We start from the raw sequence: 12737 nt of genomic DNA on the forward strand, positions 1-12737 counted from the left end.
AAACTTTTCCAGCATATATATATTATAAAATAGGATTTGTCAATAAAAAAGCGGAACAAAATAAGCTCCGCTCAATAGTACGATAAAAACATGAAGTAATGAATTATCCCTTTAGATTAGGAGAAGTCGCATTATCATTCTTGGTAGCCTGTTCCTCTTTTATCTCTGCAAGCTCGTCCTCTACTCTGTCCGCGTTCCCGGCAAACATGATACCTTCACGTGTAGACCAAATACCACCACGCACAGCGGAGACAGCATTAGTAACCTTGTCATTCAAGTCGTCAATCATATACGGAACGACTTCTGTTTCTATATCAATCGTCTGTGCAGCCTTGCTGAACTTGGTTGGATTAATAGCCCCTAAAGCGGAGACAATGAAATTCACACGCCTTTGCAGAAACTCTCCGATAACTTCACCGTGATTCTCAACACTCATATGTGCGCCCATGAACATAAAGCGGAAAGCCGTGCCAGATGCCTTACCAACACCTTTCAAGGTTTCAAAAGAAATACGTGGAGTGTTCGACATATCGTATGCCATATTAGTCAGAGTTTCCGCTTCAAATTTTACCGTATCCGGAACTTGGTTCCACGTCAGATATTGGGCATCCGCACCTTCTCCTGTGAGTTTGACCATTCTATCCTTAACTTTGCCCATGAATCCCTCTACATCGCCAATCAACTTCAAAAGAGGGAAGAAATGATAATCTATGCAGTCGACATAATTGAAAAGAAGCTTCTCTAACCGTACGCGGAAGGTCTTAATCTTCTTGCAATATTGCTCAGGACGGTAAGCATAGATAACCGGTAGCTTTGGGAACCCATGAGCAAAAGAAGTTCTTTCCTCATACCCCTTAGACAAATCCCATTGATAAACTGACTTGTCTGTGATAGTCATAAAGCAGGTGACTTCCGAATCATCCATGAGCTTCTTTTTGTACTCACGTGAGAAAGCTATAAAATCCCCTTCATCGTTGAAGAACGGATATAGCTTATCACCTCTGAATGGAGACCACAACACGCTTTTCAGTTTCTTGATAGGCTTTACCTTGCCTCCAAAGGTGGTCTTTACTTTCTTCCAAAACTTTGCCCAGAACGAATCATCATCGGTCACATACCAATATTCCGCTACTTCCTGCTCGGATAGCCAGGAACGGACTATCTTCTTGTTCTGATACTTGATTTTATTGGACTTGAATACAGTTTTGACCGCATCCAGCAGTTTCTTTTCATCATCATCAGTCGGAGTGCAATCCATAGACGGTTCTGTGCCGACCGTGAAAGCTGTTTGGATGTTCACGATGTCCTGCTCCAAAGGAATAGAGATACGGTTCACCGGTTCGGTCTTATACTTTGCTTCGATTTCATAAGTCTTACCAGTTTTTTCATCGAAGTGCTTCTCTGCTTCCTTTTCAAGAACCTTTCTGTCCGGGTACTTCTCTTTGTCAACCATGATTTCATGGCGTTCCGGATTCCAATCATCCCAAAGCTTACAACTGTCGGGAAGTTCAGTTTTCCTACCTTTCTTCAAATAGCTTATTTTCTGCCCAATATCAGGCAATGCTAATATTTCTTCTAAACTCAATGGCATAGTTTATATTTTTAGTGTGTGAATATTCCTGTTAAATCTTTCGGCTTCTGAATTTTGCCAAGAATAACCCCATATACATAATACCTAAAGGCATCGCATAGGTGGTCAGCTTGACCGTCCGCAGGTTGATTTATATATCTTCCGTCTTTGTCCTTATCCCAAACATACTTTCTCAATTCGTTTTGGAGATTGTAAGAACGTTCAGTAACGAAAATATTGAACTCTTTGGCTTTCTCTATCCCTGCCACGATAGAGCCTGCACCTTTTTCTACCGGATAAATTCGTATTCGTGAGTTTTAGTACCTGCCAAGATTTCATCAAAATACTTCTGTTTGATACTTAATGTGAGAATGTTCATAATCGTGTCGTTTTTTAAATTAATATTCATAGTTGCGGGGGATGAATTCGAATCACCGACCTCTACCAAGTCAAAGTAGCGAGCTGACCACGGCTCTACCCCGCGATTGTACCTCAAAGGTACAACCACAGCCAAAGATAACGAAATGTCTTCAATCGTTATACACGACAATCGGTTTATTGTCATGAACTAAGCCATTTATCACGCCTTTCTCTGCACGCCTCTAAGGTAGGCGCACAACAGGCAAAAAGTTCACCACTTTCAGTGCGATAGTCGTACTGGTCAACTTGGTAGTGTAGGTAGTGTAATTCTCTTTACCGGGTTGGCATACGCTGCAACCTCTTTCGTCGTTAATAGAGTTCATAATCACTATATTTAAAGTTTCGCATTCAATCTTTCTTCACTCGTATAAGCCACTATAAGCCCAGTTTCATCATGCTGTATCGTGACATATTTTTCACCCCTCTCTATAGTGGTAAAGTCGTACATAGAACATAACTTACCCAATACTTTGCCCAGTTGCTTCATCAATGGGGCTTCAGGGCTGATAACTAAAACTAAATCCGCTTTCATAATCGTGTGTATTGTGGTAGCCCGAAGGCTACCGGATTAAACTTAATTCAAAAATGATTCTATCAGTTTCTTTTCGCTACTTACCCAAATACCACCTTTACCAAGCCATTTCTCAGAGTAACCGCCACCGTCTTGGATAAATCTCTTCATCGAGTTGTATTCTTTACCATCAATGCTAATCATAATTTTAAAATATCTTGCAAATAGCCATTATGCCTTTATATTTTTGTGAAGGCATTGAGTTGTCTTCTAATAACGAACTGTGCAAAACATTGTATTCTACTCTTGTACTTTCACCGTTTACTTTAATTGACTTAATCATAATCTTCTTATTGCGCAGGGCTTTCGCCCTGCTGGATTAAACTTATGCTATATTTAATCTCTTAACTCTCATTTCGTTGAGTTCTGCTGCCACCTTATTAGCTGCTTCTTCTTTCACTTCTAAAGATGCCATGTTCTTATCATAACCATCTATTACCATATAATAATCTCTTGACTTCTTTACGTAAAACTCATTAGCTTTATGCTGCTTCATGTAACTTGTTGCCTTCATATCTTATATGTTTTAATTGTTATTACTTCGTTTCTGATGATGCAAATGCAATGATTAAAATCATACAATAAACAAATATATGTTATAATCGCATGATTATTATCATATATTAACAGAAAACATATAAGTATGATTATAATCTAAATATATTTTAATAAGAATGACTATATTCAATCAAAACAGCCAATTTTCATTTGCTTATTCAATTTTTACAGCTATATTTGCAACTGATTTAAATCATACGCACATGGAAGTAAAGACAATAATCAAGCAAAGGGGTTTCACAATGGAAGCCGTTGCAAAAAAAATGGGAATAACAAGAGTTACGCTCGCCCAGAACCTTAGTAGAAATCCAACAGTAGGAACATTACAGAAAATAGCAGATGTTATAGGATGTAAGGTTGGAGATTTTTTTGCTGATGAAATAAATATAGATAAAGATGAACTCACCGCCCTAATCCAACACAAAGGAGACTTCTACAAAGCCAATACAATAGAGGAGTTAAAGAAAATTGTGGCTGAGATAGAAGAAAAAGCCTATTAAAGTTTCCAATAACGGAAACTTTAATTATATTTGCAACATTAAACAGCAATAGAATGGAACAAAAACCGAAATTTCAAGTAGTCTATATGCAAGAAGCAATAGAGTTTCTTCAATCTCTGAACGAGAAAGTTAGAGACAAAATAGCCTATAATATCGGAAAGAGTATGCTTGTTTTAGATAAGGAACTTTTTAAGAAATTAGACAATACGGATATATGGGAGTTCAGAACCATATATAACGGGATGGCATACAGGTTGCTTGCATTTTGGGACACAGATACCGATACTTTGGTAGTGGCTACTCACGGATTTACAAAGAAAAGCCAAAAGACACCACCGAAAGAAATAGCGAAAGCACAAGAAATAAGAAAAAAATACTTTAACTCTAAAAATAAATAGTCATGGCTAAAATGAAGTTATATACCCACGAAGAAATGTTAGATGCCGTAGTAGGTGCTAAAGGTACTCCAAGACGGAACAAATACGAAACAGATATAAATAACTTCCTCATTGGAGAAGCTATCAAACAGGCAAGAGAATCGAAGAATCTTACACAAGAGCAACTCGGAGAACTCATGGGAGTTCAAAAGGCTCAAATTTCCAAGATAGAAAGCGGAAAAAGCGTTACTTTCTCTACAATAGTAAGAGCTTTTAAAGCTATGGGAGTAAAATCCGCTAACCTTGAATTAGGTTCTTTGGGAAAAGTAGCATTATGGTAATAACCAACTATGGATAAAAAAGAACTATTTATTTGCGAATGCAACAGCATCGAACATCAGATGATTATGTCTTATTTCGATGATGAGAAAGAAGTATATTGTAGCGTGCACCTAAAGCCTGAAAGAAATGTATTCAAACGCATTATCCATGCAGTAAAGTACTTATTCGGACATCGGAGCATATACGGAGATTTTGACGAATTTATATTCAATCCTGAAGATGTGGAAAGGCTGCAAAGCGTAGTTGACCATTTGAGAATAGAAAAGCCGGAGCACTAAACCCCGGCTTTCAATTGATTAGCCCTTTGAATCTTAACCGATTTACGATTTCGGTGTAAAGATACTCTATATCTCTACTAAAATCCCCATAATTCTGATAGAGAAACACGACATCAGCACAGTTGTCGGAAATTGTACATTCAGACTGGATGCCAAGAACCTTTGCGATTTCAGGTCGTAGTCCGGCAGTCATTTTCCCGCCGGCAAGAGAGCTTGGAGAAAACAGATACAAGATGATGAATATAAACTTCTTCCGCTGTGTCACACTGTCAACATTTGGCGGGCATCCCTTCTCATTCAGTAACTCAATGAATATTCCATAGATTTCACGGATAAGGCTTTTGTCTTTCAATAGCGGTGATGTCAAAGCGCTTTCTTCCCCTGAAATTACAATCATCGTCCAATACCCGGAGGAATACTTTTCCATAATCCCTGAATTTAGAATGTTGCTCGTCATCGAGAGCAACAGCTTTTACCGTTACTCCTCTTCTGTCAACGTATTTAACAATTACACCTTTTCTCATATTATGATTGGTTATTCCGTTAAATTCAAACTTTGATTTACGAAATAAGGCTTACCAGCTAATATTCTTACACTTAATTTGCGATTATTCAAGCCGATAATCACAACTGCATCACTAAATACTGTAGCAAACTCTTCTCCATCTTCCAACTTTGCATCCTGACCGAATTCGGCTTCAAATTGCTCCATTGCCAAATCAATGACTTTCTTTATTTCCATATTATTTTTTTATGATGACATTATTAAACTTCGCAATACGTCAACAGCACCCTGTCACAATGCATCGCATTCCTTATCTCGTCCCTGAACTTCTCTAAATCGGAAGTCTCAAGTTCCTCACAGATAACAAGCTTTGAATCACCCGTGATTATCTCTTGCTTTAAAATCAAGTATTTCATACGGCATCATCCAACAAATCAAACAATGTCGGGGCACTCACTTCCATTTCAGCTTCATAGAGGTATGAAAGGCTGTCCTTCCAATAATCGTAATTGAGTTCGGTAGAAAGCCCTTTACGTCCCAGTCTAATGGCACAATAAGGTACAGTGCCGATACCTCCGAACGGGTCAAATACCAATCTCCTTTATTGGAATACCGTTCAATCAATCTTTCCACAATATCGAGTTGAAGCGGGCAGATGTGATTCTGGCGTTTCTTCTGCGACTGCTTAGTATTAAGCGTTCGCATCCGGGTAACATCGTCCCATATCCACGGTTTTTTGCTTACCGGGTCAACGGCCATGAATGTCTTAGGTAACTTCCCATAAGCTTCCAATTCTTCCGCAAAGGCAACATGTTCTTCATAGTTGTAGATATGTTCATGCTCGTAGTTTCTGAACAGGTGGCGTATCTTGTCGATACCCGCACCTTTCATGTCCTCATAGCTCAACAGTGAGTTACCGGACGACTTCCAGCTTGCATGGGCATCTATCTGCCAACGGGCAAGCGAGTATTCGCTCTTATCCTTAGTCACAGGCAAATCTGCATAAGCTCGTGAGGTATCGGAAGGCAACTTACGGAAAAGAAGCACATATTCCGGACAACCGATACCCATCTTCGAGCCGTCCTTGCACATTTCTGTATAGCCCAAACAATACTTGTTACTATCAAGTCAACGGAATTATTATCCATTTTCTGACATTCTAATACATTGTCATTGTTGATAGCTCTCCAAAGTTTACCGGGCTTCTCTTCACGGCTGGCGAACATCCACCGCATCATCTTTTCCTCGGCCTGTAAACCGAACAGACCGTTTTCACGGACTATACCGGTCATCTTGGCTACCATCTCACGGTGTTGCGCCCATTTATGCATAAAGCTCTTGTATATCTCACCTTCACTTTCAGCATAGACGAGATAGAGGTCAACCGGATGCTGCTGCATGAAGCGGTAAATACGGGCTATTGCCTGAAACTTGTCATTAAAGCGATAATCAATAAACCTGATTGCCTTATGGCAGTGGTACTGGAAGTTAAGGCCTTCACCCAACATCTCAGGTTTGGCGGCCAGATATTTCAGACGGCCGTCCTTGAAGTCCGCTATCACCTTGTCGGCTTCATCATCATCCTGTGAGCCATATACAGCCTTACAGCCGGCTATTGCATCGCATAGAGCCTTCCGTTCATTTTCCAAGTCGTGCCACAAAAGGAAATAGTCGTCCTTGTTTTCAGGACGAGACACACATTCTTTCACTATTACAGCAATACATATATAAGTAATAGGATAGAAATCCCTCACATCACACTGAAAGACCTCCGAGAAGATAAATACTTCTCCAGCCATCCACTTATTAGAAAGAACTTTCAAGGGGTAAACGGATGGTCTATGAGCAACGAGGATTATTCAGAACTTCTGCGTATGATACGAGCAAAAGGATTCAATACAGAAACCTTGTCAAAGCTATACGCCCCGACATTGCCTAAAGGAATAGTTATAGAGTGCGAGCATGATGTGGAACTCCAATTATTAGAACCGTTATTAAACTCTATGAGATGGTATGAAAATAAAGACTTCATTCGGCAGCTAACAATTCAAGCAGGAAGAGGGCATCGAGTGTTTCCGTCTTATGCGATAAGGAAGGTTTGATTGTGTATGAGAAGAAAGACAGCTTCGACCGGGACGTATATAGAAAATTCCATTGGGGAGAATTTGAGAATCCTGATGTATTCAACGAATTAAATAACAAACTAAATATTTAAGATTATGATTGACTTTCTAACCATCGTACTCCTCGTATTCGGAGTCCTGCAAATCATCCTCTTCTTCAAAGTATGGGGAATGACAAATGACATCAAAGAGATAAGAAACAAGTACCTCAAAGATGAGGATGCAAAAAGAATAAAAGAAGCGGAATATGACCCAACTCCTAAAATCAGCAATGGGTCTAAACCGACAATATAAACCGTATTATTAACATTTCAATTCCACTGACAAAGTGGCAAATGTATAGTAGATTGTGTTTTCCTACACCTGGAATAAAGAGCGCATTAAAAAGATTATCAGCACAATAGGAGGTTGCTCATTACAGACTTCATAACGCGTAGGTCGCCAGTTCAAGTCTGGTTAGCGGCTCAAAAAGAGATGTTTAAAACATCTCTTTTTTTATTTACTTCTTAAAACTGATTTTTCACTCGAACGCAACAAATTTCACTTATTCTTTCTACCTTTGCCACAATCTAATAATCATAACATACATGAAAAAGAAAAAAATATTTCTCGGAGGACTGGCTATATTCCTATTAATAGGATTAATTTCTGCAGGAATAATATATTACTACCTATTTGCTCCCCAATTTCATCCTCAAAAAACAGTATTTATCTATATTGATCATAACGATACAGCCGACTCCATCTGTAAAAAGGTGAAAATTCAAGGAAATCCCCAAAATTTCACAGGATTTCTCTGGATAGTAAAACATAAAAAATATTCCCAAAATATACATACAGGACGTTACGCTATTCATCCAGGAGAGAATGTATATCATGTATTCAACCGTTTATACAGAGGATATCAAGAGGCTATGAATCTAACTATCGGCAGTGTACGTACATTGGATAAATTAGCTCGCAATGTGGGCAGGCAACTAATGATTGACTCAGCAGAAATTGCCAAAGTTATGAACGATTCTGTTTACCAGAAGCAATTAGGCTACAACAAGGAAACTATGGCCTGTCTTTTTATTCCGGAAACATATCAAGTCTATTGGGACATGAGTGTTGAGGATTTTTTCAATCGTATGCAAAAAGAGCACCGGAAATTCTGGAACCAAGAACGGCTACAAAAAGCTACCACCATAGGCATGACACCAGCAGAGGTTTGTACTCTTGCTTCCATCGTCGAAGAAGAAACCAATAATAATCAGGAAAAGCCAATGGTTGCAGGACTCTATATTAATCGTCTGCATGCAGATATGCCTTTGCAAGCAGACCCCACTATCAAATTCGCATTACAAGATTTTGGACTACGGAGAATCACCAATGCCCAATTGACCATTGATTCCCCCTACAATACCTATCAAAATACCGGTCTTCCTCCTGGCCCTATACGAATTCCTTCCCCCATAGGATTGGATGCAGTATTAAACTACACTAAACACAACTACATCTACATGTGTGCAAAAGAAGACTTCTCCGGCACGCACAATTTCGCTTCCAATTACACCGATCACATGAAAAATGCAAGAAAATATTGGAATGCATTAAACGAAAGAAAGATTTTCAAGTAACTTTTGTATAAAACAAAAGCAAAATCCTATATTTGCGTTTATTAATTTAATCCATGACTAACACTTAAATATTCCAAAATGAGCAAGCAACTCTTACTTGGCGATGAAGCCATTGCACAAGCTGCATTAGACGCCGGACTCTCAGGTGTATATGCCTATCCCGGCACTCCTTCAACAGAGATCACAGAATATATCCAGATGGCGTCTATTACAGATAGACAGAACATCCATAACCGTTGGTGCTCCAATGAAAAAACAGCTATGGAGGCTGCCTTAGGTATGGCATTTGCGGGTAAACGCACATTAGTATGCATGAAGCATGTGGGCATGAATGTAGCCGCCGATTGTTTTATTAACTCTGCCATAACAGGTGTAAAAGGCGGTATGATTGTAATTGCAGCCGATGATCCAAGTATGCATTCTTCTCAAAACGAGCAGGATAGCCGCTTCTATGGGGATTTTTCGCTAATTCCCATGTATGAACCCAGCAACCAGCAAGAGGCATACGATATGACATATAACGGATTCGCATTTTCAGAACAAACAGGCGAACCATTGTTAATCCGTATGGTTACGCGTCTTGCACATTCACGTTCCGGCGTGGAGCGCAAGCCACAGCAACCGCAAAACACCCTTTCATTCAGCGAGGACCCACGCCAATTCATCCTGCTGCCAGGAAATGCACGCAAACGCTACAAAGCCCTTTTACAACGTCAGAATGAATTCATTAAAGCATCCGAAAATTCTCCATATAATAAATACATTGATGGCCCCAATAAAAAGCTGGGGATCATAGCATGCGGCATCGGTTACAACTATCTGATGGAAAACTATCCTGACGGCTGCGAATATCCAGTACTGAAAATCGGCCAATACCCTCTCCCCAAAAAGCAACTAATGCAATTGACAGATGACTGTGATGAAATATTGGTATTGGAAGATGGCCAACCATTTGTTGAAAAACAATTGAAAGGCTACTTAGGTATCGGTATAACGGTAAAAGGACGTTTGGACGGCACATTATCACAAGATGGAGAATTGAATCCGGACAATGTAGCACGTGCAGTCGGTAAAGAAAACAAAGCAGCATTCAGCGTTCCTTCTTTAGTAGAAATGCGCCCACCCGCATTATGCGAAGGTTGCGGCCACCGCGATATGTACACCGTACTTACCCAAGTTTTAAGAGAAGAATATCCTACCCATAAAGTTTTCAGCGACATAGGATGTTATACATTGGGAGCCAACGCCCCGTTCAATGCGATCGATTCCTGTGTGGATATGGGTGCTTCCATTACAATGGCAAAAGGAGCTTCAGATGCAGGAGTGCATCCGGCAGTCGCCGTTATCGGAGACTCTACATTCACTCATTCTGGAATGACCGGTTTGCTGGACTGTGTCAATGAAAATGCCAATGTAACCATTGTCATTTCCGATAATGAAACGACTGCTATGACAGGAGGGCAAGATTCAGCCGGCACAGGACGCATCGAAGCCATTTGTGCAGGTATTGGCGTAACGCCAGAACACATCCGCACATTAATTCCTCTAAAAAAGAACTACAATGAAATGAAACAAGTAATCCGCGAAGAAATTGAATATCGTGGAGTATCTGTCATTATTCCACGTAGAGAATGTATTCAAACCTTAGCACGTAAAAAAAGAAACAAGTAAAGCCATGAAAAAAGATATTATACTTTCGGGTGTAGGAGGACAAGGGATTCTTTCTATTGCCACAGTAATCGGTAAAGCAGCCTTGAAAGACGGATTATACATGAAGCAAGCGGAAGTACACGGCATGAGCCAACGTGGTGGCGATGTACAATCCAATCTACGTATCAGCGACCAACCCATAGCATCCGATCTTATTCCAACAGGAAAATGCGATCTGATTATTTCCCTGGAGCCCATGGAAGCCCTGCGCTACCTTCCATATCTGAACCATGAAGGCTGGTTGGTAACCAATGAAGTTCCTTTTATCAACATTCCCAATTACCCGAATGAAGAAGATATAAAGAGAGAAATCAATAAACTGCCGCACAAAATTGTGCTGAATGTGAATGAAGTAGCCAAAGAAGTTGGCTCCACACGTGTAGCCAATATAGTGCTATTAGGGGCCACAATCCCTTTCCTTGGAATCGATTATATAAAAATACAAAACAGTATCCACGAAATTTTCCTACGCAAAGGAGAAGCTATTGTAGAAATGAATCTCAAAGCATTGGCTGCCGGTAAAGAAATAGCAGAAAAACTGATATAAATTCAAAACCCAATCAAATACCATGAACGACAAATACTGGGAAGAAGATATCGAAACCATGCCGAGGGAGAAATTACGCGAACTGCAACTCCAGAGATTAAAAAAGACTATCGGCATCGCTGCTCATTCCCCCTACTATAATAAAGTATTTCAAGAACATAACATTACAGTTGATGATATCCAGACCGTAGAAGATATACGCAAAATTCCTTTCACCACAAAAGCAGACATGCGTGCCAATTACCCGTTCGGAATGGTATCGGGCAATATGAGTGAAGATGGAGTACGCATTCATTCCTCCAGCGGTACGACAGGCACTCCAACCGTCATCGTTCATTCACAGCACGACTTAGACTCCTGGGCTAATTTAGTCGCCCGCTGTCTCTATATGGCAGGCGTACGCAAAACAGATGTTTTCCAAAACAGCTCCGGATACGGCATGTTTACCGGAGGCCTGGGCTTTCAATATGGTGCTGAACGTTTGGGAGCATTGACAGTCCCTGCGGCAGCCGGAAACAGCAAACGACAAATAAAGTTTATCATGGATTTCAAGACAACTGCCTTGCACGCAATACCAAGCTATGCCATCCGATTGGCAGAAGTATTTCAGGAAGAAGGTATAAATCCTACCTCAACAAGCCTGAAAACACTCTTAATCGGAGCAGAACCGCATACAGATGAACAACGCAGAAAAATTGAACACATGCTTGGTGTAAAAGCGTATAACAGCTTTGGCATGACCGAAATGAATGGTCCCGGTGTAGCCTTTGAATGTACAGAACAAAACGGTATGCATTTTTGGGAAGATTGTTACCTTGTTGAAATCATTAATCCGGAAACCGGAGAACCTGTCGCTGAAGGTGAAATTGGAGAATTGGTACTCACAACTCTTGATCGTGAAATGATGCCCCTATTACGCTATCGCACACGGGATCTGACCCGCATTTTGCCTGGAAAATGTCCATGTGGACGTACTCATCTTCGCATTGATCGCATCAAAGGACGCAGTGATGACATGTTTATCATCAAAGGGGTTAACATCTTTCCTATGCAGATCGAAAAAGTATTGGTACAATTTCCCATCTTGGGGAGTAATTATCTAATTACACTTGAGACAGCCAATAATCAAGATGAGATGATTGTGGAAGCCGAGCTTAGTGATCTTTCTACCGACAACTACATCGAGCTGGAAAAGATACGTAAGGAAATAACCCGGCAGTTAAGAGATGAAATTCTGGTAACTCCCCAATTACGCTTAGTAAAGAAAGGTTCATTACCTCAGAGTGAAGGAAAAGCTATCAGAGTAAAAGATTTAAGGGCTAACAAATAAATTCTCAAGTTACTCTCAAAATAAGCTTGTTAAACTCTTAAAACAGATAGAGGACATACGTAAAAAGAAAAAGGGACGGTAACCAACCAAGATTACCGTCCCTTTCTTATGAAAAGCCGCACCGATGATGTGATGAAACTCCGTATGACATGATTTGAGAGCTCGTCCTCTTTGTAATCCACTGACTCAAGAGTTACCCCGAAGGGCGTGGCCCGCCATTGAGAAGCGAAACTTGTCTCGGTATTTCATAAAAATTGATGAGTTTCCCAATCCAATCAATGCGGCTA

The 12737-nt window shown here is 40.2% G+C and carries 14 protein-coding genes, 1 tRNA gene and 4 pseudogenes; 9 read left to right on the forward strand and 10 right to left on the reverse strand.

Features of this window, described 5'->3' with window-relative positions; translation table 11 throughout:
• Window positions 1–103 precede the first annotated feature (103 nt).
• From BACHE_RS13895 to BACHE_RS13915, 7 genes and pseudogenes are all read right to left on the reverse strand, one after another.
• Window positions 104–1591, reverse strand: coding sequence for a phage portal protein (locus tag BACHE_RS13895; protein ID WP_013548343.1), 1488 nt, complete (start codon window positions 1589–1591; stop codon window positions 104–106).
• A gap of 11 nt (window positions 1592–1602) precedes the next feature.
• Window positions 1603–1887 (reverse strand): annotated as a pseudogene (locus BACHE_RS13900) (terminase large subunit); the annotation flags it as partial.
• A pseudogene (locus BACHE_RS18010) lies at window positions 1863–1949 on the reverse strand (ASCH domain-containing protein); the annotation flags it as partial. The pseudogenes BACHE_RS18010 and BACHE_RS13900, both read right to left, overlap by 25 nt.
• A 32-nt stretch (window positions 1950–1981) precedes the next feature.
• Window positions 1982–2054, reverse strand: a tRNA-Val gene (locus BACHE_RS13905).
• Window positions 2055–2131: 77 nt separating this feature from the next.
• Window positions 2132–2313: pseudogene (locus tag BACHE_RS17165) on the reverse strand (DUF3873 family protein).
• Window positions 2314–2324: 11 nt separating this feature from the next.
• Window positions 2325–2522: a hypothetical protein gene (locus BACHE_RS13910; RefSeq protein ID WP_041579446.1), complete on the reverse strand. Its 198-nt coding sequence runs from the start codon at window positions 2520–2522 to the stop codon at window positions 2325–2327.
• A 364-nt stretch (window positions 2523–2886) separates the two neighbouring features.
• Complete coding sequence (locus tag BACHE_RS13915; RefSeq protein ID WP_013548345.1) at window positions 2887–3075, reverse strand: hypothetical protein; 189 nt, start codon at window positions 3073–3075, stop codon at window positions 2887–2889.
• 160 nt (window positions 3076–3235) lie between these two features.
• On the opposite strand from BACHE_RS13915, the gene BACHE_RS17170 reads away from it, so the two are divergent.
• Genes BACHE_RS17170 through BACHE_RS13935 form a run of 4 tightly spaced genes read left to right on the forward strand, consistent with a single transcriptional unit; the run spans window position 3236 to window position 4616 of the window.
• The gene (locus BACHE_RS17170; protein ID WP_013548346.1) at window positions 3236–3619 is read left to right on the forward strand and encodes a helix-turn-helix domain-containing protein; all 384 of its coding nucleotides are present in this window, start codon (window positions 3236–3238) and stop codon (window positions 3617–3619) included.
• A 53-nt stretch (window positions 3620–3672) separates the two neighbouring features.
• On the forward strand, window positions 3673–4017 hold the full coding sequence (locus BACHE_RS13925) for a type II toxin-antitoxin system RelE/ParE family toxin (RefSeq protein ID WP_013548347.1): 345 nt from the start codon (window positions 3673–3675) through the stop codon (window positions 4015–4017).
• A 2-nt stretch (window positions 4018–4019) separates the two neighbouring features.
• Window positions 4020–4337, forward strand: coding sequence for a helix-turn-helix domain-containing protein (locus BACHE_RS13930; protein WP_013548348.1), 318 nt, complete (start codon window positions 4020–4022; stop codon window positions 4335–4337).
• A 9-nt stretch (window positions 4338–4346) separates the two neighbouring features.
• Window positions 4347–4616, forward strand: a complete 270-nt coding sequence (locus tag BACHE_RS13935) for a hypothetical protein (protein WP_013548349.1) — start codon at window positions 4347–4349, stop codon at window positions 4614–4616.
• 10 nt (window positions 4617–4626) lie between these two features.
• Here the strand turns inward: BACHE_RS13935 and BACHE_RS13940 are convergent, their stop codons facing one another.
• The 3 genes and pseudogenes from BACHE_RS13940 to BACHE_RS18015 form a co-directional block, all read right to left on the reverse strand.
• Window positions 4627–5043, reverse strand: coding sequence for a hypothetical protein (locus BACHE_RS13940; protein ID WP_013548350.1), 417 nt, complete (start codon window positions 5041–5043; stop codon window positions 4627–4629).
• A gap of 108 nt (window positions 5044–5151) precedes the next feature.
• Complete coding sequence (locus BACHE_RS13945) at window positions 5152–5358, reverse strand: hypothetical protein (RefSeq protein WP_013548351.1); 207 nt, start codon at window positions 5356–5358, stop codon at window positions 5152–5154.
• A 175-nt stretch (window positions 5359–5533) separates the two neighbouring features.
• Window positions 5534–6830, reverse strand: a pseudogene (locus BACHE_RS18015) (DNA methyltransferase); the annotation flags it as partial.
• Window positions 6831–7340: 510 nt separating this feature from the next.
• Between BACHE_RS18015 and BACHE_RS13960 the strand changes: the two are divergent.
• The 5 genes from BACHE_RS13960 to BACHE_RS13980 all read left to right on the forward strand — a co-directional run bounded on the left by BACHE_RS13960 (window position 7341) and on the right by BACHE_RS13980 (window position 12450).
• On the forward strand, window positions 7341–7538 hold the full coding sequence (locus BACHE_RS13960) for a hypothetical protein (protein WP_041579447.1): 198 nt from the start codon (window positions 7341–7343) through the stop codon (window positions 7536–7538).
• Window positions 7539–7831: 293 nt separating this feature from the next.
• Window positions 7832–8863, forward strand: coding sequence for an endolytic transglycosylase MltG (gene mltG, locus BACHE_RS13965; protein WP_013548352.1), 1032 nt, complete (start codon window positions 7832–7834; stop codon window positions 8861–8863).
• Window positions 8864–8941: 78 nt separating this feature from the next.
• Window positions 8942–10534, forward strand: coding sequence for a thiamine pyrophosphate-dependent enzyme (locus BACHE_RS13970; protein WP_013548353.1), 1593 nt, complete (start codon window positions 8942–8944; stop codon window positions 10532–10534).
• A gap of 4 nt (window positions 10535–10538) precedes the next feature.
• Entirely contained in the window at window positions 10539–11120 is a 582-nt protein-coding gene (locus BACHE_RS13975) for an indolepyruvate oxidoreductase subunit beta (protein ID WP_013548354.1), read from the forward strand.
• 22 nt (window positions 11121–11142) lie between these two features.
• Window positions 11143–12450 (forward strand): phenylacetate--CoA ligase family protein, encoded by a 1308-nt coding sequence (locus tag BACHE_RS13980; RefSeq protein ID WP_013548355.1) that lies wholly within the window; start codon window positions 11143–11145, stop codon window positions 12448–12450.
• Window positions 12451–12737 lie beyond the last annotated feature (287 nt).

It is taken from the genome of Bacteroides helcogenes P 36-108, from assembly GCF_000186225.1.
Classification (GTDB): domain Bacteria; phylum Bacteroidota; class Bacteroidia; order Bacteroidales; family Bacteroidaceae; genus Bacteroides; species Bacteroides helcogenes.